We start from the raw sequence: 20,440 nt of genomic DNA on the forward strand, positions 1-20,440 counted from the left end.
GGGGGGGGGGGGGGGGGGGGGGGGGGGGGGGGGGGGGGGGGGGGGGGGGGGGGGGGGGGGGGGGGGGGGGGGGGGGGCGGCCCCGCCCCCCCCCCCCCCCCCCCCCCCCCCCCCCGCGACCAGGTCGCCGTGTCCGACCTCGACGCCGGCACTGCCACGACGGTCTGGGCGTTCCAGGACTCCGGCCTGACCGTCCAGGCGCTGCACGACGCGCGCGTCAGCGTCAGCTCCGTCGAGGCCGTCTAGCCTCGCGAGGGCGCACCCGTCAGAACGGGGCGACCTTGCGCGGCGCCGGGAAGATCGTGTCGAGCTCGGCGAGGTCCGCGGTGTCCGGCACCCATGACGCCGCCGCGGCGTTCTGCCGCACCTGGTCCGGCCGGGTCGCCCCGGCGATGACGCTCGCCACCTGCGGCCGAGCCAGCAGCCACCCGATCGCGACCTCCAGGTCCGTCAGGCCCCGCACCTCCGCGAACGCGTGGAGCCGGGCCAGCTGCTCCCAGGGCGCCCGCTCGAGGAGCTCGGGCTTGGTGTGGACGAGGCGGCCGTCGTCCGGCCGCGAGCCGTGCGCGTACTTGCCCGTGAGCAGGCCGTTGGCGAGCGGGTAGTAGGGCAGGACGCCGAGCCCGTACGCCTGGGCCGCGGGCAGCACCTCGAGCTCCGCCTTGCGCGCGAGCAGGTTGTACTCGTTCTGGGCCGAGACGAAGCGCGTCGTGCCCAGGGCCCGGGCGACGTGCTCGGCGTCGGCGATCTGCCAGCCGGCGCGGTTCGCGTGCCCGACGTAGCGCACCTTCCCGGCCCGGACGACGTCGTCGAGCGCGGCGAGCGTCTCGTCGATCGGGGTGAGCGGGTCCGGGGTGTGGAACTGGTAGAGGTCGATCCGGTCGGTGCCGAGCCGGCGCAGCGACCCCTCGACGGCCTTGACGACGTACCGCCGCGAGCCGCGGGCGTCGAAGTCGCGGCCGTTGAGGTCGCCGACGCTCATGCCGAACTTCGTCGCGACGACGACGTCCTCGCGCCGCCTGCCGAGCGTGCGGCCGAGGAGCTCCTCCGCGAGCCCGGGACGCATCCCGTAGTTGTCGGCGACGTCGAAGAACGTGATCCCGGCGTCGAGCGCGGCGTCGACGAGAGCCTGCGAACCCTCGACCGTCGACGTGACGGTGTTCGACCGGCCGAGGTTGTTGCAGCCCAGCCCGATCGCGGACACGACCAGCCCGGACCGGCCGAGCCGGCGCTGGGGCGGCGGGCCCGCGTCCTCGGTGGGGTGGACCGGCTCGGGCTCGGGGACCTGCAGCTCGTCGCTCATGGTTCGAGCCTATGCGCCAGCATGTGAGAAGCGGGTCGTCGGCCCGGCCCCCCACGCCTACCGTGGATCCATGACCGAAGCCACCGGCGCACCCGCCGGATCCCTGTCCGGGTCGCCCCTCGCCGAGGACGACGTCGAGGCGCCCAGCACCCCGCAGCACCACCCCCTGTCCGCGGAGTCCGAGTCCTACACGCACGGCCACCACGAGTCCGTGCTCCGCTCCCACCGGTGGCGGACGGCCGCCAACTCCGCCGCCTACCTGGTCCCGCACCTCGTGCGCGGCAACAGCCTGCTCGACGTCGGCTGCGGGCCCGCCACGCTCACCGTCGACCTCGCGCGGTACGTCGCGCCCGGCCGGGTCGTCGGCGTCGACGCCTCGGAGAACGTGCTCGAGGCCGCCCGGGCGCTCGGCGAGAGCAGCGGCCTCGAGAACGTCGAGTTCGCGCCCGCCAACGCGTACGAGCTGCCGTTCGACGACGACACGTTCGACGTCGTGCACGCCCACCAGCTGCTGCAGCACCTGTCCGACCCGGTCGCCGCGCTGCGCGAGATGCACCGCGTGACCAAGCCGGGCGGCCTCGTCGCCGTCCGCGACGCCGACTACTCGGCCATGACCTGGTACCCCGAGAACGCCGGCCTCACGGAGTGGAACGAGCTCTACCACGAGGTCACCTCGGCGTACGGCTACCAGGCGGACGCGGGTCGCCGGCTGCTGTCCTGGGTCCAGGAGTCCGGCTTCGCGCCCGCGGGGATCGTGCCGTCCGCAGGCGTGTGGTGCTACGCGACGCCGACCGACCGCGAGTGGTGGGGCGAGCTGTGGGCCGAGCGGTGCCTCGAGTCGAACTTCGCCGTCCAGGCCAAGGACTCCGGGCTCGCCGACGACGTCGCGCTCGAGCAGCTCGCACACGAGTGGAAGGGTTGGGCCGCATCGCCCGAGGGGTGGTTCGCCGTCCTGCACGGCGAGGTGCTCGCGCGGGCCTGACCCCACGGCGCCGCAACGGCTCGGCGCGCGAGGCTCAGGGCGCGAGGAAGAACGTGAGCGCGGGGTGCCGGCCGTCGAGGTCGGCCCAGTCGGCCACGCCCTCGCCCACGCGGCGCCACCCGAGCCTCTCGTAGAGCGCGCGTGCGGCCGTCGACGTGTCGGTGACCTCGAGCCCGAGCGGCCGGGCGCCGGCCGCGGCCCGGGCGGCGTCGAGGAGCGCCGCGCCGGCCCCGTGCCCGTGCGCCCGTGGGGTCACGAAGAGGCGGGAGATGCCCAGCGCCCCCTTCGGGATGCCTGCGCCGGCGAGCCCCTGGGCGAGCGCCACGTGCCCCACGACGTCGCCGTCGTGGACCGCGACCCAGGCGCCGACGAAGGAGTCGTCCCACAGCCACTCCCGGCGCACGTTGGCGCGTCGCACTGGGTAGCCGTCGCGCTCGTGGACCTCGGCGAGGAGCTCGACCAGGGCGGGGGCGTCGTCGTCGGCGCGGGGGCGGATCTGCACGGGGGGAGCCTAGCCCGGGCCCTCGCTAGGCTGGGCGGGTGCGCATCGCGAGATTCACGACCGGGGACGACCCCCGCTACGCCATCGTCCAGCAGGAGGGGGACCGCACCTACCTGGCGGTCCTGACCGGGGACCCGCTCTACATGCCGACGACGCCCACGGGCGAGCGGCTCGAGCTGGGCGACGGCGTCCGGCTGCTCGCCCCGGTGATCCCGCGGTCGAAGATCGTGGCGGTCGGCAAGAACTACGCCGACCACGCGGCCGAGATGGGCGGCGAGGTCCCGAGCAGCCCGCTGCTGTTCTTCAAGCCGAACACCGCCGTCGCGGGCCCGGACGACCCGATCGTGCTGCCCGACTTCAGCCAGGAGGTCAGCTACGAGGCCGAGCTGGCGCTGGTCGTCGGAAGGGTCACCAAGGACGTCACGCCCGAGCGCGCGCTCGACCACATCCTCGGGTACACCGTCGCGAACGACGTGACCGCCCGGGACGCGCAGCGCACCGACGGCCAGTGGGCCCGCGCCAAGGGCTTCGACAGCTCGTGCCCGCTGGGCCCGTGGATCGAGACCGAGCTCGACGTCGAGGACGTCGGCGTCCGCTCGCGCGTCAACGGCGAGCTGCGTCAGGACGGGCGCACCCGCGACCTCGTCTTCGACGTGCCGTTCCTCGTCTCGTACATCTCGGAGGCGTTCACGCTCCTCCCGGGCGACGTGATCCTCACGGGCACGCCGGCCGGCGTCGGGCTGATCGACCACGGGGACCGGGTCGAGTGCGAGGTCGAGGGCATCGGCGTCCTGTCGAACCCCGTGGTGCGGCGCGACCCGTCGCTGTAGCGCCGGGCGGCGGGCCGGCTCAGACGAGCACGTCGCCGTCGCGGGCGACGACCCGCCCGGCCGCCACCACGAGCGCCCGGCCGGGAGCGCGGACGACGGCGTCGGGCACGTTCTCCGCGTCGACCAGCACCACGTCCGCGGGTGCGCCCACGACCAGGTCGTGCACGTCGCGGCCGACGAACCGGGCGGCATCGGACGATGCGATGCGCGCCGCAGCGACGAGCTCGTCGTCGTGGCGGAAGCGCGAGAGCCGGGCGAGCTGGGTCGTGAGCGCGAGCAGGTCGCCCGTGCCGTAGGGCGACCACAGGTCGCGGATCCCGTCGGTGCCGAGCCCGACGGCGACGCCGGCCTCGCGCAGCGCGTGCACGGGCAGGGGAGCGGCGCCGATCGGGGCGACCGTCGTCATGGTGATCCCGGCCTCGCCCATCGCCGCGACGAGGTCCGCCTGGCGCGACGCCGGCAGCTCGCCGACCGCGAACCCGTGCGCGACGTTGACCTTGCCCTGCAGCCCGGCGCGCAGCGTGCGCTCGATCATGAGCTCGATCTGGAACGCGCCCAGCGCGCCGCCGTCGTGCAGGTGCACGTCGATGCCGACGCCGCGGCGCTCCGCGATCGCGAACAGGCCGTCGAGCTGCCCCACGGGATCGCGGTCGATCGACGCGGGGTCGAGGCCCCCGATGTGCTCGGCGCCCGCTGCGGCCGCCTCGTCGAGGAGGTCGAGCACCCCGGGGCGCCGCAGGACGCCGTCCTGCGGGAACGCGACGATCTCCGCGTGGACCGCGCCGCCCACGGCCTCGAGCGCCTCGCGGACCACCTCGATGCCCCGCAACCCGAGGCCGAGGTCCACGTCGACGTGGGTGCGGATCGCTGTCGTCCCGTGCCGCAGGAGCTCGCGCAGGACGGCGAGCGTGACGTCGGCGCCGGGGATCCCGAGCTCGTCGCGGTGGGCGCGCTCGTGCTCGATCCGGCCCTGCGTCGTGGCCTCGCCGCCGTAGCTGACCCACGGCTTGCCCCACCAGCTCTTGTCGACGTGCGCGTGCGCGTTGACCAGCCCCGGGAGGGCGAGGAGGCCGCGTCCGTCGACGACGCCGTCCGCGGCCGGCGCGGGCACCGCCGGGTCGTGCGGCGTGACCGCGGTGACACGTCCGTCCGCGACGTGCAGGTCGGCGGCGTCGCCGCCCCAGGGGCGCACGTTGCGCAGCACGGTCACGGTCTCGGGGGAGTGGGTCATCGGGTCGGTCCTTCCGGGAACGGGACGACCACCCGGACGTGCGGTGATCGTGGCTCGGCGATCCAAAACGGTATACCATTTCGCCATGGCGAGAGAAGCGGCGCTCGGGCAGGCGGGGCGCACCGGGCCTCCCGACCGCGGGCCGTCCGCCTCCGGCTCCGAGCCGGAACGCGTCGCCGGCGTGCTGCGGGACCAGATCGTCGACGGTGACCGCGCACCAGGCAGCAGGCTCGTCGAGCGCGACCTCGCCGACGAGCTCGGGGTGAGCCGTGTGCCGGTCCGCGAGGCGCTCCGGCTGCTCGTCGCCGAGGGGCTCGTGACGCCCCGCCCGCGCACGTGGGCCGTCGTCCGGACGTTCACCGACGACGACGTCGACCACCTGCTCGACGTCCGCGCCGCCCTCGAGGGGCTCGCCGCCCGCCGGGCCGCCGAGCGTCGCGACCCCGCCCGCCTCGAGGCGCTCGCGGACGCGCTCGCGCGCGAGGACGACGCCGCCCGCCGCTCCGACGCGACCGGCGCCCGCCGGGCCGCGGCCGACTTCCACGAGGCGCTGCTGGCCGCCGCCGGCAACAGCGTGCTCGACGAGGTGAGCGCGGTGACCGCGAGCCGCGCCCGCTGGCTGCTCGGCCAGCACGAGGACCTCGCGCAGATGGCCGGCGAGCACCGGCTCCTCCTCGACGCGATCAGCGCCGGCGACGTCGAGGGGGCCGCCCGGACCGTCGCCGCGCACCTGCGGACCTCGCGCTCGGCCGTCGCAGCGCTCCGTCCCGCCGGCCGTGCGCCCGATACCCTGGTGCGGTGACCTTCCCCGCCGCCGGCTCCTCGCCGATCCGTGTCCGCTTCGCCCCGTCCCCGACGGGCATGTTCCACGTCGGCTCCGCCCGCTCGACCCTCTTCAACTGGGCCGTCGCCAAGCAGTCCGGCGGGATCTTCGTGCTGCGCGTCGAGGACACCGACGCCGCCCGGAACCGCCCCGAGTGGACCGACGGCATCCTGAGCGCGATGGCGTCCCTGGGTGTGCACGAGGGCGACCCGACGTTCGAGGGCCCCTACTTCCAGTCCGCGAACCGCGGGATGCACGAGGAGGCGGCGGCCCGGCTGTTCGCCGCGGGCCGCGCCTACTACTGCGACTGCACCCGTGACGACGTCGTCGCGCGGACCGGCTCGCAGCACGCCGGCTACGACGGCTTCTGCCGCGACCGCGGGCTCGCCTACGAGCCCGGCCGCGCGCTGCGCTTCCGCACTCCGGACGAGGGCGAGACGCTCGTCGTCGACGTGATCCGGGGCAACCCCACGTTCCCGAACGCGGCGATCGAGGACTTCGTCGTCGCGCGCGGCGACGGCTCGCCCGTGTTCCTGCTCGCGAACGTCGTCGACGACATGGACGAGCGCATCACCCACGTGATCCGGGGCGAGGAGCACCTGCCGAACACCCCCAAGCAGCAGCTGCTGTGGGAGGCCCTCGGCGCCCAGCCGCCCGTGTGGGCGCACCTGCCCGTCCTCGTCAACGAGAAGCGTCAGAAGCTCTCGAAGCGGCGCGACAAGGTGGCCCTCGAGGACTTCTTCGCCGAGGGGATCCTGCCCGCGGCGATGGTCAACTACCTCATGCTGCTGGGCTGGGCGCCCGGCAACGACGAGGAGATCCTGCCGTTCGACGAGCTGGTCTCGCGGTTCCGCCTCGACGAGGTGAACTCGGCACCGGCCTTCTTCGACATCAAGAAGCTCACGGCGTTCAACGGCGAGTACATCCGCGCGCTGCCGACCCCGGAGTTCGCCGCGGCGTGCGCGCCGTGGCTCGTGGCCCCGGCGGCGCCCTGGGCGCCCGAGGCGTTCGACCAGGCGGTGTTCGACGCCGTCGCGCCGCTCGCGCAGACGCGCGTCGCGCTGCTCTCCGAGATCACGAAGAACGTGGACTTCCTGTTCCTCGACGAGCCTGTCGACGACGAGGCGTCGTGGGCCAAGGCCATGAAGCCGCCGGCCGCCGAGCTGCTCGCCGAGGTCCGGGCCGCGTTCGCGGCGCTCGCGCCGTGGGAGGCGGAGCCGCTCAAGGACACGGTGACGACGGTCGGCGAGGCGCACGGGCTCAAGCTCGGCAAGGCGCAGGCGCCGGTCCGTGTCGCCGTGACGGGCCGGACCGTCGGCCTGCCGCTGTTCGAGTCGCTCGCCGTCCTGGGCCGCGAGCGCACGCTCGCGCGCGTCGACGCCGCCATCGCGCGGCTCGCCGCCGCGCCCGTCGCGCCGGCGGCGCCGTGACGCCCCCGGTGATGCCCGACGACGTCGCGGGCGTCCTGCTCGACGTCGACGACACCCTCGTCGACACGCGCGGTGCGTTCGCGGCGTCCGTCGAGGCCGTCTGGCGGGCGTACCTGCCGCACGTGCCGGCAGAGCGCGTCCCGGAGATGGTCGCGCTCTGGCGGGGCGACCCGCGCGGCTACTACCGCGCCTACACGCGCGGCGAGCTCGCGTTCGACGAGCAGCGGCGCCTGCGGGCCGACGAGCTGCACCGCACGTTCGGCGGCCCGCCCGTCGACGAGGCCTCCTACCCGGCGTGGCTCGAGGTCTTCTGGGGCACGTTCGAGCGGTCTTGGCGGGCCCACGACGACGCCCGCGCGACGGTCGACGCGCTCCGGGAGGCCGGGCTGCGGGTCGGCGCGGTGACGAACGCCGGACGCGCGCTCCAGGACCGCAAGCTCGCCGCGAGCGGCCTCGACGACGTCCCGGTCCTCGTCACGGTCGACACGTTCGGCGTCGGCAAGCCGGACCCGCGCGTCTTCCTGGAGGGCGCGCGGCTGCTCGGCACGGAGCCGGGCCGCACGGTCTACGTGGGTGACGAGCTCGACGTCGACGCGATCGGCGCCGTGCGTGCCGGGCTCGTCGGCGTCTGGCTGGACCGGCCGGGCACCCGCCGCGGCGACGGCCACCTCGAGGACCCGACGGCGGCGGCCGAGGCCGGGGTCGTCGTCGTCGTGCCTTCGCTGACCCGGCTCGCCGAGACGATGGCTCAGGTCGTCGTGCGCTGACCTCGCGCCACCGCGACGAGCCGCCGCGCCGCGGCCGAGAGGGTCTCGCCGTCCTTCCACACGGCGCGCAGCGGGCGCCTCAGGTCGAGGTCGGGCACGGGGAGCGCGACGAGAGTCCCGCGGGCCAGGTCGTCCTCGACGGCCAGCCGTGACAGGACCGCCACGGCGCCGGCGTGCAGGACGGCCGTGCGTACCGCCTGCGTGCTGCCCAGCTGCGTGAGGTGCGCGGGCAGGGCGCGCCCGGCGCGGGCCAGCGCGCGCTCGAGGCTCGCGCGGGTGCCGGAGCCCTCCTCGCGGACGACGAGCCCGCCGCCCAGCAGCTCGTCGACGCCGAGCGCCCGCCGCCGTGCCCAGCGGTGGCCGGGCGCGGCGACGGCGACGAGCTCGTCCTCGGCGACCAGCGACCACCGCAGGCCGCGCACGAGCTCGGGCGACTCGACGAACCCGAGTGCCACGTCGCCGTCGAGCACGCGTCGCGCCACTTCCGCCGAGTTGCACACCATGAGCTCGACGTCGGGGGCCGCGCCGTCGCGCGGGCTGCGCGGCTCGCGCGCAAGCGTGGCGAGCCAGCGCGGGGCGAGATGCTCCGCGACGGTGAGGCTTGCGGCCACCCGCACGCGGGCGCCGGGGACGTCGCGGAGCGCCGCCAGGGTCGACTCGAGCGTGGCGTACGAGTCGAGCACCCCGCGGGCGCACTCGGCGGCGACCCGCCCCGCGTCCGTGAGGCTGGTGCCGCGCGGCGTCCGGACGAGCAGCTCGAGCCCGAGACCGCGCTCCAGCCGCCGCAGCGCCGCCGACGCCGACGGCTGTGCGATGCCGAGTGCGCGGGCCGCGGCCGAGATCGACCCGTGCGAGTCGGCGGCGACGAGGAGCTCGAGCGACGCGGGGGCGGGCAGGTCGGTCATAGCCCGATGCTATGACCCGGACAGCGGGAGCGGGGTTCCGGCGCCCCGTCGCGGCCCGGACCGTAGAGGCATGACCGGCCCCGCTGCACCCCGCCTCGTCCGACCGAGCGCGCCCCGCCCTGCGTCGCCGTCCGCCGTCGGGCTGCGCCGGTCCTGGCCCGGCCTGGTCGCCTGCGCGCTCGCCGCGGCGCTCGTGAGCGGCGCGCACGCGCTCGTCCCCATGCTCTCGGTACCGGTGCTGGCGCTCGCCCTGGGGATCGGAGTCGGCACCGTCGCCCGAGCCCGTCCCGCCGGCGCCCGCGGGCTCACCCGCGTCCACGCCGGGGGCGCCTGGACGGCCAAGCACGGACTGCGGACCGGCGTCGTGCTCCTCGGCCTCCAGCTGTCGCTGCCGCAGGTCCTCGCGCTCGGCTGGCGCGGCCTGACGGTCGTGGCGGTGACCGTCCTCACGACGCTCGGCGGGACCCTGCTCGTGGGCCGGGCGCTCCGGCTTCCCCGGGTCACGAGCCTCCTCGTCGGCACGGGGTTCGCGATCTGCGGCGCTGCGGCGGTCAGTGCGATGAAGGGCGCCGTCGACCCTGACGAGGAGCACGACGACGACGCGGCCGCCGCCCTCGCGCTCGTCACGATCTTCGGCTCGCTGGCTATCGTCGTGCTGCCGTGGCTCGTGGGTGTCCTCGGGCTCGGCGACCACCGGGCCGGCCTCTGGATCGGTGCGAGCGTGCAGGAGGTCGCGCAGGTCGTCGCCGCGGCGGGCGCCGTCTCGCCCGCGGCGCTGGTCGTGGCCACGGTCACCAAGCTCGCCCGGGTCGTGCTGCTGGCGCCGCTGGTCGCGTGCGCCGGGATCGCCGTGACCCGTTCGCGGCGCCGCGCGGCGCTCGCTGCGGGCGAGGCTGGCGTCGCGGCGGAAGGTCGCCGCGTCGCACCCGTGCCCCTGTTCGCCGTGGGCTTCCTGGCCGCGGTCGTCGTGCGGTCGCTCGGCGCCGTGCCCCACGGTGTCGTCGAGGTGGCCACCGGCACGTCGAACGTCCTGTTCGCTGCCGCGCTCTTCGCGATGGGCCTCGCGGTCGACCTGCGCGAGCTCGTGCGCACCGGTGGTCGGGTGGTCGCGCTCGGGGCCGCGAGCGCGGGACTCGCGACGACGGTCGCGCTGGGGGCGGTGTGCGTGCTGGGCTGAGAGCCGGTCCCGCAGGTGCTCGTGGGTCAGCCGCTGGAGCGCGGTGCGAACGCGCCGGGCGCGGGTGGGGGAGCGCGATCGTCGCGCCGACCGGCGAGGTCGGGCACGCCGTCCCCCCACGGCCGCGATCGTGGTCGGCGGCGACCCCCGGGTGGCTGTAGCGGTGGTGCGTTTTGGCGCTGCCCCTCGCGTCCGGTAGTGTTCTCGGTCGGTAGGAGTCCCGCGGACAGCCTCTCGGAGAGAGGTCTCATCGCAGGACGATTACCCCCATGGGGTATGGTGTAATTGGCAGCACGAGTGGTTCTGGTCCACTTAGTCTAGGTTCGAGTCCTGGTACCCCAGCAGAGAATTCTTCGCCTCCCGCGGTCATGACCACGGGAAGTCATGCGGTAGAGTTCTCATCCGGCAGGTGAACGCGAAGCGCTCATCGGTCACAGGCCCCCATCGTCTAGCGGCCTAGGACGTCGCCCTCTCACGGCGGTAACACGGGTTCAAATCCCGTTGGGGGTACAAGCGAGGCCCGGTCATCCGACTCAGGATGACCGGGCCTCTTCGTCGTTCCGGCGGCGAACCGCCCGTCCGGTGCGACGACGCGCGGGACGGGGCGTGTCGAACGCCTGGAATCGGCCAGGATGGGTAAACTGCCGCACGCGTCCCCACCTGTCCGACCCCCGTCCCGACGCCCGGTCCACCCTGAGGAGCTGCGATGCCCGGCAAGGCGAAGACGGTCCTGATCTGGTTCGTCGTGGCGTTCCTGGTCTATGCGATCGTCCGGAGCCCCGACAAGGCCGCCGACATCATCAAGGGGATCGGCGACGTGGTCGTGCAGGCGTTCCAGGGGATCGGCGACTTCTTCTCGGCTCTCGTCGGGAAGTGAGCCGAGGCGTGACGGCATGACCCGGCGGGGCGGCGAGGACGGCCGCCACCACGACCCGAGGGCCGCGGTGGTGCTGCGGCAGATCGTCCTTCCGGCCGAGCGCGTCGTCGTCGCGAGCCACCGTCACTGGGCGTACGTGGCCGAGCCGGCCGCCACCGCGGTCCTCGGGCTGATCGTGGTCGCGCTGCTCGTCATGGTCATCGAGCACGCGTTCCAGGTCGACGCCGCGCTCCTGTGGTGGCTGGCGCTGATCCCCGTCGGCCGGGCGCTGCTCCGGATCTTCGCGTGGCGCCTCGAGTGGTTCGTCGCGACCGACAAGCGGCTCCTGCTCACGTCGGGTTTCGTGTCCCGCAAGGTGGCGATGCTTCCGCTCGGCAAGGTGACGGACATGAGCTATACGCGCACCCCGATGGGGCGCCTGCTCGGCTACGGCCGGTTCGTGCTCGAGTCAGCGGGCCAGGACCAGGCGATGCGGCGGATCGACTGGGTCGCCCACCCGGACGTCACCTACCGCAGCATCTGCGACACCCTGTTCGGGGGAGAAGTGCCCGTGCCCGGTGTGCCGTCGCGGCCCCCGGCCGCGCCGCGGAGCAGCTCCTCGGCATCGCCGCGCGTCGCCGAGCGCCTCGCGCCCGTCCCGGCGACCGAGGCCGGCTTCTCGTCCGCGCCGACCGGGGAGCTGCCCGCCGTACCGCCGCCGCCTCCGCCGTCGTTCGCGCCCACGAACTCTTCCGGAGGACGCGCGCCCGCGGCGCCACCCGTGCCACGCCCGCCCGCGCCGGTCGCCGACGCGTCGAGGGACGCGGCGCCGTCAGGGCTCGACGACACGGCGCGGAGGCGGCTCACCGGCCTGCCGCTCGAGCCGGGGTCGTGGCCGGCCTCCGAGAGCATGCCGGCCGGGATGCTGCCGCCCAACCTGCCCCGGCGGACGAGGTTCGCCGACGCCCTCACTCGCCGGCGCGGGCGAGCACCTCGGTGAGACGGTTCGCGGCCGCGACGACGGCCGGGGCGTGGAGGCGTCCGGGCTGACGCGACAGCCGCTCCACGGGGCCGGAGATCGACACGGCGGCGACCACGCGGCCCGACTGGTTGCGGACCGGCGCGGAGACGGACGCGACGCCGAGCTCGCGCTCCCCGACCGACTGCGCCCAGCCGCGTCGCCGGACCCCGGACAGGATGGTCGCGGTGAACTTCGCGTCGCGCAGTCCGCGGTGCAGCCGGTCGGGCTCCTCCCATGCCAGGAGGATCTGGGCGGCCGAGCCGGCGCCCATGGTCAGGGTCGCACCGACGGGGATCGAGTCGCGCAGGCCCACGGGGCGCTCCGCGGTGGCGACGCAGATGCGCAGGTCGCCCTGGCGCCGGTAGAGCTGGGCGCTCTCGCCCGTGTGGTCCCGCAGCGCCGTGAGCACGGGGTTCGCCGCGGCGAGGAGCCGGTCCTCGCCGGCGGCGGTGGCCAGCTCGTTGAGACGGGGTCCGAGCACGAAGCGCCCTTGCATGTCGCGGGAGACGAAGCGCAGGTTCTCGAGCGCCACCGCGAGCCGGTGCGCCGTGGGCCGGGCGAGGCCCGTCGAGACGACGAGCTGCGCCAACGTCGCCGGACCGGCCTCAAGAGCGCTCAGGACGGAGGCTGCCTTGTCGAGGACGCCGACTCCGCTAGTATTGTCCATAGGCCGAATACTGGCGTCTCAGTCGCTGAGATGCAAATGCGCCAGAATTCGACACGTAGTAACGCCGCGCCGCCGATGACGGACATCACCTCACCGGACGGCGGAGCGCACCGAGAAGGAACGAGAGGACATCCCCATGGCCGGCACGCTGGCAGAGAAGGTCTGGCAGGCGCACCTGGTGCGCCGTGGCACCGACGGGTCGCCGGACCTCCTCTACATCGACCTCCACCTCGTGCACGAGGTGACGAGCCCCCAGGCCTTCGAGGGCCTCCGGCTCGCCGGTCGCCCCGTGCGCCGCCCGGACCTCACGATCGCGACCGAGGACCACAACACCCCGACGCTCGACATCGACCTGCCGATCGCCGACGAGACGAGCCGCAAGCAGATCGACACGCTGCGGGCCAACGCCGCGGAGTTCGGCGTGCGGATCCACTCGCTCGGCGACGCGGACCAGGGCATCGTCCACCAGGTCGGGCCCCAGCTCGGCCTCACCCAGCCGGGCCTCACGGTCGTGTGCGGCGACTCGCACACCTCGACGCACGGCGCGTTCGGCGCGCTCGCGTTCGGCATCGGGACGTCGGAGGTCGAGCACGTGCTCGCGACCCAGACGCTCCCGCTGGCGCCGTTCAAGACCATGGCGATCACGGTCGACGGCGAGCTGCCGGCCGGCACGACAAGCAAGGACATCATCCTCGCGATCATCGCGAAGATCGGCACCGGCGGCGGCCAGGGCTACGTGCTCGAGTACCGCGGCGAGGCCATCCGGAACCTCACCATGGAGGCCCGGATGACCATCTGCAACATGTCGATCGAGGCGGGCGCCCGCGCCGGGATGATCGCGCCCGACGACACCACGTTCGAGTACCTCAAGGGCCGCCCGCACGCACCCGAGGGCGAGGACTGGGACGCCGCCGTCGAGTACTGGCGCACGCTGCGCTCGGACGACGACGCCGAGTTCGACGCCGAGGTCGTCCTCGAGGCAGCCGACCTCGAGCCGTTCGTCACGTGGGGCACGAACCCCGGCCAGGGTCTCCCGATCTCGGCCAAGGTCCCCGTGCCTGCGGAGATCGGCGACGACAACCAGCGCGTCGCCGCCGAGCGCGCCATCGAGTACATGGGCCTCATCCCCGGCCAGCCGCTGCGTGAGATCAAGGTCGACACCGTCTTCATCGGCTCGTGCACCAACGGCCGGATCGAGGACCTGCGGACCGTCGCCAAGGTCGTCAAGGGCCGGCAGAAGTCCGACGACGTGCGCGTGCTCGTCGTGCCGGCGTCCGCCCGCGTGCGGCTCCAGGCCGAGGCCGAGGGCCTCGACGTGATCTTCAAGGAGTTCGGCGCCGAGTGGCGCAACGCCGGCTGCTCGATGTGCCTCGGGATGAACCCCGACCAGCTCGCCCCGGGGGAGCGGTCGGCCTCGACGTCGAACCGCAACTTCGAGGGTCGTCAGGGCAAGGGCGGCCGCACGCACCTCGTGTCGCCGCTCGTCGCCGCGGCGACCGCGATCCGCGGCACGCTCTCGTCCGTCTCCGACCTCGTCGCCGACGGCCACAACCTCGACCTCGACCTCGCCGAGCTCGACGGCACGCCGCTGTCGCCCCTCGACCCGCGGATCCCGCTCCAGGTCTGAGGCAGCCCGAGCACCGCTCGGACCGCCCGTCCCGCTCGGCCGCACGAACGCGAAGAGAGTTTTCCCATGGAGAAGTTCAGCACCCACACCGGCGTCGGCGTCCCGCTGCGCCGGAGCAACGTCGACACGGACCAGATCATCCCGGCCGTGTACCTCAAGCGGATCACCCGCACCGGCTTCGAGGACGCCCTGTTCTCGGCGTGGCGGAACGACCCGTCGTTCGTCCTCAACCAGCCGGCCTACTCGAGCGGCTCGGTGCTCGTGGCCGGCCCGGACTTCGGCACCGGCTCGTCCCGCGAGCACGCCGTCTGGGCCCTCAAGGACTACGGCTTCAAGGTCGTCCTGTCGGCCCGCTTCGCGGACATCTTCCGCGGCAACTCCGGCAAGCAGGGGCTGCTCGCCGGCCAGGTCGCGCAGGAGGACATCGAGCTCCTCTGGAAGATCCTCGAGGCCAAGCCGGGCACCGAGGTGACCGTTGACCTGGTCGAGCGCACCGCGCACGCCGACGACATCACCGTGCCGTTCCACGTGGACGACTACACCCGGTGGCGCCTGCTCGAGGGTCTCGACGACATCGGCCTCACGCTGCAGCACGCGGACGAGATCTCCACGTTCGAGGCGACGCGCGCGTCGTGGCGGCCGCGCACGCTGCCCGCCAAGCACCTGCCGACCGTCGAGATCGAGGCGGCGCGCTCCGCCGTCTGACGCCGTCCGGCCGACGGCGGCGCGCCCGCCGTCCGGGGCCGTCCGGGTACGTGGTCCTCACGTCCCGGGCGGCCCTTGCCGTACCCGGTCGAGGAGCGCCGCCGCCGTGGCCGTCTGCTGGTCCCAGCGCGACTCCACCCACCACGTGGCGCCCGCCGCCGCGAGCGCGTCGAGACGTTCCCGGGCGCCCGCCGGGTCGTCGTCGGGCAGGATCCCCTGCAGGACGACGTCGAACGAGGCCCCGTCCGGGCGCGTCAGGCCGAGCTCCTCGCGGCGGGCGTCGAGCCAGCCGACGAGGGCCGCGACGTCCTCGGGCGTGATGTCGTCGAACGCGCGCTCCCCCCGTAGCTGGACGACGATGCCGTCGGCACGCAGCGCCCGGTCCAGGGAGCGCACGGGCGGCCGCTCGGCGGACCACACGCCCACCGGCCAGACCGGGACCCGGTGACCGATCCCCGGCCGGGCGACGGGGCGCGGCAGGAACTGCAGCTCGCCCGTGGTCGTGTGCGTGCCCGTGAAGGCGAAGGGCTCGCCGGTCCACGCACGGTCCAGGAAGGCGAGCGCGTCGTCGAGCAGCTCGGCACGCTCGCGGAGCCCCGTGAGCTGGCCCGGCACGGCCGTGAACCCCGCGTCGTCGAGGACCCCGACGCCGACCGGGAGGACCAGGCGGCCGCCCGAGAGGTGATCGACCGTGACCGCCGGCCGGACCAGCTCCCAGGGCCTGCGCCGTGGGAACGCGAAGACCATCGCGCCGAGCACGATGCGGGAGGTGCGGGCCGCGGCGGCCGCGAGGACCGCCCACGGGTCGACCATCTCCTGAGAGCCGATGCTCAGGCCGTCCCAGGTGAACACGCCGTCCCAGCCGCTCCGCTCCGCCTCGACCGCCAGGTCCGCCGACTCGCTCGCCGTCGTGTTGCTCGCCACGATCCCGATCCGCATGTCGTCGACGCTAGGCCGTGGCGCCCACACCCGCGAGGCACCCGTCCGCGCGGGGTGCTTCGGCGAGGCGTGGGGTGGTTCGGGTGGTTTGTCCCCGAGTGTGGAGGTGCTGCGACGACGTCGTGCGTGGCGTGCGTGCCGGTGCGGGGCGCGCCACCGGGTGACGTACGGTGGTGCGCGGCCCGGCCGAGGGGAGCACGACGACCGGCGCCACACCGCGCCAGGCGCCCCTGTGCGCGCGAACGACGAGCTGTGGGTGACGATAGGCCTATGTCAGATCTGCTGTACGTCAACGGCGGGAACCCGCTCAAGGGGACCATCACCGTCCGGGGTGCGAAGAACTTCGTCTCGAAGGCGATGGTCGCGTCCGTCCTCGGTGAGACGCCGAGCGAGCTGCGCAACGTGCCGCAGATCCGCGACGTGAACGTCGTGACGGGGCTCCTCGAGCTCCACGGCGTGCGCGTCGACTCCGACCCCGTCGCCGGGACGCTGCGTCTCGACCCGCGCGACGTCGAGTCCGCCCACGTGGCCGACATCGACGCCCACGCCGGCTCGAGCCGCATCCCGATCCTCTTCTGCGGTCCGCTGCTGCACCGGCTCGGCGAGGCGTTCATCCCGGACCTCGGCGGCTGCCACATCGGTGACCGGCCGATCAACTACCACCTCGACATCCTGCGTCAGTTCGGCGCCGTCGTGGACAAGCGCGAGCAGGGCATCCACATCCGGGCGCCCCGCGGCCTCCACGGGACCAAGGTCGAGCTGCCCTACCCGAGCGTGGGCGCGACCGAGCAGCTCCTGCTCACCGCGGTGCGCGCCGACGGCATCACCGAGCTCTCGAACGCCGCGACCGAGCCCGAGATCATGGACCTCATCGCGGTGCTCCAGAAGATGGGCGCCGTGATCTCCGTGGACACCGACCGCGTGATCCGGGTGGAGGGCGTCGACCGCCTCGTCGGCTTCCGGCACACCGCCCTCGCAGACCGTATCGAGGCGGCCTCCTGGGCGTCCGCGGCGCTCGCGACGGCGGGCGACATCTACGTCAAGGGCGCGACGCAGCCCGAGATGATGACGTTCCTCAACACGTTCCGGAAGGTCGGCGGCGAGTTCGAGGTCGACGACGAGGGCATCCGGTTCTACCACCCGGGCGGCGACCTCGACGCGATCGTGCTCGAGACCGACGTGCACCCCGGGTTCATGACGGACTGGCAGCAGCCCCTCGTGGTCGCGCTGACGCAGGCGAAGGGCCTGTCGATCGTCCACGAGACCGTCTACGAGAACCGGTTCGGCTTCACGGACGCCCTGCGGGGCATGGGCGCTACGATCCAGGTCTACAAGGAGTGCCTCGGGGGCCGCCCCTGCCGGTTCGGGCAGCGCAACTTCCACCACTCTGCGGTGATCTCGGGCCCGACGCCGCTCGCGGCCGCCGAGATCGAGGTCCCGGACCTGCGGGGCGGGTTCAGCCACCTCATCGCCGCGCTCGCGGCCAAGGGGACGTCGACGGTGCGCGGGATCTCGCTCATCGACCGCGGCTACGAGCACTTCCAGGAGAAGCTGACGGCGCTGGGCGCCGAGGTCGGGCGCGACTGATCCGGCTCGCCGGCCGGTAGGCTGGTTGACCGTGCCTGTCGCCCGCCCTGACTCCTTCGCGTTCCGCGTCGTCGCGCGCATCGTCCGGAGCTTCATGTTCGCCATCACCCGCCGCGACTGGCAGGGGATGGAGCACTTCCCGTCGGACAGCGGGTTCATCGCGGCCGCGAACCACGCCACCGACCTCGACGCGCTGACGTTCGCCCACTACCTCTTCGACGCGGGGCACGAGCCGCGGATCCTCGCCAAGGCGTCGCTGTGGAAGGTGCCGGTCCTCGGCTGGGCGCTGCGGTCGTCGCGCATGATCCCGGTCGCCCGCGGGTCCGTGGACGCGGGGGCGTCGCTCCGGGCGGCCACGGACCGGCTCCTCGCGGGCGACTGCGTGGCGATCTTCCCGGAGGGCACGCTCACCCGGGACCCGGACCTGTGGCCGATGGCGGGCAAGACCGGCATGGCCCGGCTCGCTCTCGCCAGCAAGGCCCCCGTCGTCCCGGTGGCCCAGTGGGGCGCGCAGCAGATCCTGCCGCGGTACTCCAAGCGCTTCCGGCCCTTCCCGCGCAAGCTGGTCCACCTGCACGCCGGACCGCCCGTCGACCTGTCGGACCTGTACGACCGGCCCCTGGACACCGTGGTGCTGCGCGAGGCGACCAACCGGGTGCTGGACGCGATCACCCGGCTCCTCGAGGAGATGCGCGGCGCGCAGGCGCCTGCCGTGAGGTTCGACCTGCGGCGCCACCCGGAGTACGAGAAGAAGCAGACCACCTATCCGCCCCTGCCGGAGGACGCCCGATGAGCGACGCCACGTCCGCGACCGAGCCCGCCCGTGTGGCGGTGCTGGGGAGCGGGGCGTGGGGCACGACCTTCGCGGCCGTCATGGCCGACGCGGGGTGCGACGTCACCCTCTGGGCGCGCCGCGACGACGTGGTGTCCGACGTCCACGAGCACCACCGCAACGAGGCGTACCTGCCCGGCGTGGAGCTCCCCGCGCGCGTCACCGCGACGACGGACGCCGCCGAGGCCGTGCGCGGCGCGCGGATCGTCGCCGTCGCGGTGCCGTCGCAGCACGCGCGCGCGAGCCTCGCGCCGTTCCGCGCGCTGCTCGAGCCGGACGCCGTCGTCGTCTCGCTCATGAAGGGCGTCGAGCTCGGCACGGACCGGCGCATGAGCGAGGTGCTGGCGGAGATCCTCGACCTTCCGCGCGAGCGCGTCGCCGTCGTCTCGGGGCCGAACCTCGCGAAGGAGATCGCCGCGCACCAGCCGACCGCGACCGTCGTCTCGTGCACCGACGAGGCGAACGCGCGGCTGGTCGCCGCGGCCTGCACCACACCGTACTTCCGCCCGTACACGAACACGGACGTCGTGGGCGTCGAGCTCTGCGGCGCCGCGAAGAACGTCATCGCGCTCGTCGTGGGCATCGCCCAGGGACGCGGGTACGGCTACAACACGATGGCGACGGTCATCACGCGTGGGCTCGTGGAGATCACGCGGCTCGGCCTGGCGCTCGGCGCGCAGGCGGAGACGTTCGCGGGGCTCGCGGGCATGGGCGACCTCGTCGCGACGTGCGCGTCGCCGCTCTCGCGCAACCACACGCTCGGCAAGCACCTGGGCGCCGGGCTCTCGCTCGACGAGGCGGCGCGCGCGACCGGAGGCACGGCGGAGGGCGTGAAGTCGTGCGAGTCGATCCTCGAGCTGGCGCAGCGCCACGACGTCGAGGTGCCGATCACGGCCGCCGCCGTCGCGATGGTCCACGACGGGAAGTCCGTCGACGACGTCACGCGCGCTCTCCTCGGCCGGCCGCAGAAGGCCGAGTCGCTCAGCTGACCTCCGGGGCGCGCAGCGCCCGGTCGAGGTCCGCCCAGAGGTCCTCGGCGGCCTCGATGCCCACCGACAGCCGCAGCAGGTCCTCGGGCACCGTCGGGGCCTCGGTGGCGAAGCGGCGCCGCCGCTCGAGGCTCGACTCGACCCCGCCGAGGCTGGTCGCCGGCACCCACAACCGCACGGCGGCGACGAGCGCGTCCGCGGCCTCCCGCCCGCCCACGGGACGCAGGCCGAGCACCGAGCCGTAGCCACGCATGAGGCGGCTCGCGCGCTCGTGCCCCGGGTCGCCCGGCAGCGACGGGTGCCGCACCTCCGCCACGGCGGGATGGGTGCTCAGGCGCTCGGCGAGCAAGGCCGCCGTGGCCTGGGAGCGCTCGACCCGCAGCGCGAGCGTCCGCAGGCCGCGCAGCGCGAGCCAGACCTCGCTCGGCCCGGCGATCGCGCCGTGCTGGGTGCGATAGCCGTGGAGCGCGGCCCGGAGCGCGGGGTCGTCGGTGACGGCCGCGCCGAGCACGACGTCCGAGTGCCCCGCGAGGTATTTCGTCACGGAGTGCACGACGACGTCCGCGCCCCACGCGAGCGGGTTCTGACCGAGGGGGGTCGCGAACGTGTTGTCGACGGCGGTGAGGTAGCCGCGCTCCCGGGCCGCCTCGACGAGCACCGGCACGTCGGCGACCTCGAGCATGGGGTTGGTCGGCGACTCGAGCCAGAGGAGCCCGGGCCGGCCCGCGCCCCCGGCGGCCGCCTCCAGCGCGTCGATCACGGCGGCGGTGTCCTCGATGTCGACACGTACGACCCGGACCCCGTGCCGGGCGGCGAGCTCGTCCGCGAGGCCGAGCGCGGCCTGGTAGGTGTGCCGGGGGAGGACGATCGCGCCGTCGTCGGGTACCTGGGCGAACACCGCCGCGATCGCGGCGAGGCCGGACCCGAAGACGAGCCCGGGCAGCGTCGCCCCCTCGAGCGCCGCGAGGGCCTCCTCGAAGGGCGACCACGTCTCGGTGCCCATGCGCGCGTACAGCAGGTCGCCCGCGGGCGGCTCGCCCTGGGACACGTAGGTGGAGCTGAGCACGAGCGGCGGGTTCAGGGGACCGCCGGGCACCCGCGCGGGCCGGCCCGCGGTCACGACGACGGTCGAGGGGTCGAGCGGCCGCGGGCCGTCGGCGGGCAGTGCGGGTGAGGTCACGAGGACCAGCCTAGGTGTTCTGGTTCATGACGTTGGTGACGTGGCGGCGCAGTCGTGAGGCTGGGGGTTTGTCACCGGCGGCGGTAT

Annotated in this window: 20 protein-coding genes and 2 tRNA genes; 15 read left to right on the plus strand and 7 right to left on the minus strand. The window is 74.3% G+C overall.

All coding sequences use genetic code 11. From position 1 onward, the window contains the following. Nucleotides 1–265: 265 nt before the first annotated feature. Complete coding sequence (locus tag ACLQ14_RS19265; protein WP_425816047.1) at nt 266–1,303, minus strand: aldo/keto reductase; 1,038 nt, start codon at nt 1,301–1,303, stop codon at nt 266–268. A 70-nt stretch (nt 1,304–1,373) separates the two neighbouring features. Here ACLQ14_RS19265 and ACLQ14_RS19270 point away from each other — a divergent pair, with 70 nt between their 5' ends. Beyond that, a complete protein-coding gene (locus ACLQ14_RS19270) occupies nt 1,374–2,285 on the plus strand; it encodes a methyltransferase domain-containing protein (RefSeq protein ID WP_425816049.1) in 912 nt (303 codons plus the stop codon). A 34-nt stretch (nt 2,286–2,319) separates the two neighbouring features. Here the strand turns inward: ACLQ14_RS19270 and ACLQ14_RS19275 are convergent, their stop codons facing one another. Further along, nucleotides 2,320–2,787, minus strand: coding sequence for a GNAT family N-acetyltransferase (locus tag ACLQ14_RS19275; RefSeq protein ID WP_425816051.1), 468 nt, complete (start codon nt 2,785–2,787; stop codon nt 2,320–2,322). 38 nt (nt 2,788–2,825) lie between these two features. On the opposite strand from ACLQ14_RS19275, the gene ACLQ14_RS19280 reads away from it, so the two are divergent. Then, entirely contained in the window at nt 2,826–3,617 is a 792-nt protein-coding gene (locus ACLQ14_RS19280) for a fumarylacetoacetate hydrolase family protein (RefSeq protein ID WP_425816053.1), read from the plus strand. A 19-nt stretch (nt 3,618–3,636) separates the two neighbouring features. Here the strand turns inward: ACLQ14_RS19280 and ACLQ14_RS19285 are convergent, their stop codons facing one another. Further along, a complete protein-coding gene (locus ACLQ14_RS19285; RefSeq protein WP_425816055.1) occupies nt 3,637–4,848 on the minus strand; it encodes an amidohydrolase in 1,212 nt (403 codons plus the stop codon). A gap of 85 nt (nt 4,849–4,933) precedes the next feature. Between ACLQ14_RS19285 and ACLQ14_RS19290 the strand changes: the two genes are divergently transcribed. Genes ACLQ14_RS19290 through ACLQ14_RS19300 form a run of 3 tightly spaced genes read left to right on the plus strand, consistent with a single transcriptional unit; the run spans nt 4,934 to nt 7,868 of the window. Further along, the gene (locus ACLQ14_RS19290) at nt 4,934–5,650 is read left to right on the plus strand and encodes a GntR family transcriptional regulator (RefSeq protein ID WP_425816057.1); all 717 of its coding nucleotides are present in this window, start codon (nt 4,934–4,936) and stop codon (nt 5,648–5,650) included. Next, nucleotides 5,647–7,101 (plus strand): glutamate--tRNA ligase, encoded by a 1,455-nt coding sequence (gene gltX / locus ACLQ14_RS19295; RefSeq protein ID WP_425816059.1) that lies wholly within the window; start codon nt 5,647–5,649, stop codon nt 7,099–7,101. Before ACLQ14_RS19290 ends, gltX begins: the two co-directional genes overlap by 4 nt. Nucleotides 7,102–7,112: 11 nt before the next feature. Further along, nucleotides 7,113–7,868, plus strand: coding sequence for an HAD family hydrolase (locus ACLQ14_RS19300; protein WP_425816061.1), 756 nt, complete (start codon nt 7,113–7,115; stop codon nt 7,866–7,868). On the opposite strand, the gene ACLQ14_RS19305 is transcribed toward ACLQ14_RS19300, so the two are convergent. Further along, nucleotides 7,850–8,773 carry a LysR family transcriptional regulator gene (locus tag ACLQ14_RS19305; protein WP_425816063.1) on the minus strand — a complete coding sequence of 308 codons (924 nt, stop codon included), beginning with the start codon at nt 8,771–8,773 and terminating at the stop codon, nt 7,850–7,852. The genes ACLQ14_RS19300 and ACLQ14_RS19305 overlap by 19 nt on opposite strands. Before the next feature lie 70 nt (nt 8,774–8,843). On the opposite strand from ACLQ14_RS19305, the gene ACLQ14_RS19310 reads away from it, so the two are divergent. The 5 genes from ACLQ14_RS19310 to ACLQ14_RS19330 all read left to right on the plus strand — a co-directional run bounded on the left by ACLQ14_RS19310 (nt 8,844) and on the right by ACLQ14_RS19330 (nt 11,806). Beyond that, on the plus strand, nt 8,844–9,950 hold the full coding sequence (locus ACLQ14_RS19310; RefSeq protein ID WP_425816065.1) for a YeiH family protein: 1,107 nt from the start codon (nt 8,844–8,846) through the stop codon (nt 9,948–9,950). Between the two features lie 270 nt (nt 9,951–10,220). Further along, nucleotides 10,221–10,292, plus strand: a tRNA-Gln gene (locus ACLQ14_RS19315). A 95-nt stretch (nt 10,293–10,387) separates the two neighbouring features. Then, nucleotides 10,388–10,460: transfer RNA gene (locus ACLQ14_RS19320), tRNA-Glu, on the plus strand. Nucleotides 10,461–10,656: 196 nt separating this feature from the next. After that, nucleotides 10,657–10,827 carry a hypothetical protein gene (locus tag ACLQ14_RS19325; RefSeq protein ID WP_425816067.1) on the plus strand — a complete coding sequence of 57 codons (171 nt, stop codon included), beginning with the start codon at nt 10,657–10,659 and terminating at the stop codon, nt 10,825–10,827. Nucleotides 10,828–10,843: 16 nt separating this feature from the next. Then, a complete protein-coding gene (locus ACLQ14_RS19330; protein ID WP_425816069.1) occupies nt 10,844–11,806 on the plus strand; it encodes a PH domain-containing protein in 963 nt (320 codons plus the stop codon). Here ACLQ14_RS19330 and ACLQ14_RS19335 read toward each other — a convergent pair. Beyond that, nucleotides 11,775–12,494, minus strand: coding sequence for an IclR family transcriptional regulator (locus ACLQ14_RS19335; RefSeq protein WP_425816071.1), 720 nt, complete (start codon nt 12,492–12,494; stop codon nt 11,775–11,777). The genes ACLQ14_RS19330 and ACLQ14_RS19335 overlap by 32 nt on opposite strands. A gap of 136 nt (nt 12,495–12,630) precedes the next feature. Between ACLQ14_RS19335 and leuC the strand changes: the two genes are divergently transcribed. Continuing rightward, nucleotides 12,631–14,121 (plus strand): 3-isopropylmalate dehydratase large subunit, encoded by a 1,491-nt coding sequence (gene leuC / locus ACLQ14_RS19340; protein ID WP_425816073.1) that lies wholly within the window; start codon nt 12,631–12,633, stop codon nt 14,119–14,121. A gap of 66 nt (nt 14,122–14,187) precedes the next feature. Beyond that, nucleotides 14,188–14,826: a 3-isopropylmalate dehydratase small subunit gene (leuD, locus tag ACLQ14_RS19345; protein ID WP_425816075.1), complete on the plus strand. Its 639-nt coding sequence runs from the start codon at nt 14,188–14,190 to the stop codon at nt 14,824–14,826. A gap of 57 nt (nt 14,827–14,883) precedes the next feature. On the opposite strand, the gene ACLQ14_RS19350 is transcribed toward leuD, so the two are convergent. Then, entirely contained in the window at nt 14,884–15,765 is an 882-nt protein-coding gene (locus tag ACLQ14_RS19350) for an LLM class flavin-dependent oxidoreductase (RefSeq protein WP_425816077.1), read from the minus strand. 270 nt (nt 15,766–16,035) lie between these two features. Here ACLQ14_RS19350 and murA point away from each other — a divergent pair, with 270 nt between their 5' ends. From murA to ACLQ14_RS19365, 3 genes are read left to right on the plus strand one after another with little or no spacing between them, the layout of a single operon-like run. Next, entirely contained in the window at nt 16,036–17,352 is a 1,317-nt protein-coding gene (gene murA, locus ACLQ14_RS19355) for a UDP-N-acetylglucosamine 1-carboxyvinyltransferase (RefSeq protein WP_425816079.1), read from the plus strand. Nucleotides 17,353–17,383: 31 nt separating this feature from the next. Further along, nucleotides 17,384–18,145 carry a lysophospholipid acyltransferase family protein gene (locus tag ACLQ14_RS19360; RefSeq protein ID WP_425816081.1) on the plus strand — a complete coding sequence of 254 codons (762 nt, stop codon included), beginning with the start codon at nt 17,384–17,386 and terminating at the stop codon, nt 18,143–18,145. Continuing rightward, the gene (locus tag ACLQ14_RS19365; RefSeq protein ID WP_425816083.1) at nt 18,142–19,173 is read left to right on the plus strand and encodes an NAD(P)H-dependent glycerol-3-phosphate dehydrogenase; all 1,032 of its coding nucleotides are present in this window, start codon (nt 18,142–18,144) and stop codon (nt 19,171–19,173) included. The genes ACLQ14_RS19360 and ACLQ14_RS19365 overlap by 4 nt, the downstream gene beginning before the upstream one ends. Here the strand turns inward: ACLQ14_RS19365 and ACLQ14_RS19370 are convergent. After that, a complete protein-coding gene (locus ACLQ14_RS19370) occupies nt 19,166–20,353 on the minus strand; it encodes a trans-sulfuration enzyme family protein (RefSeq protein ID WP_425816085.1) in 1,188 nt (395 codons plus the stop codon). The genes ACLQ14_RS19365 and ACLQ14_RS19370 overlap by 8 nt on opposite strands. Nucleotides 20,354–20,440: the final 87 nt, after the last annotated feature.

It is taken from the genome of Luteimicrobium sp. DT211, assembly GCF_049844995.1.
Lineage (GTDB): Bacteria > Actinomycetota > Actinomycetes > Actinomycetales > Cellulomonadaceae > Luteimicrobium.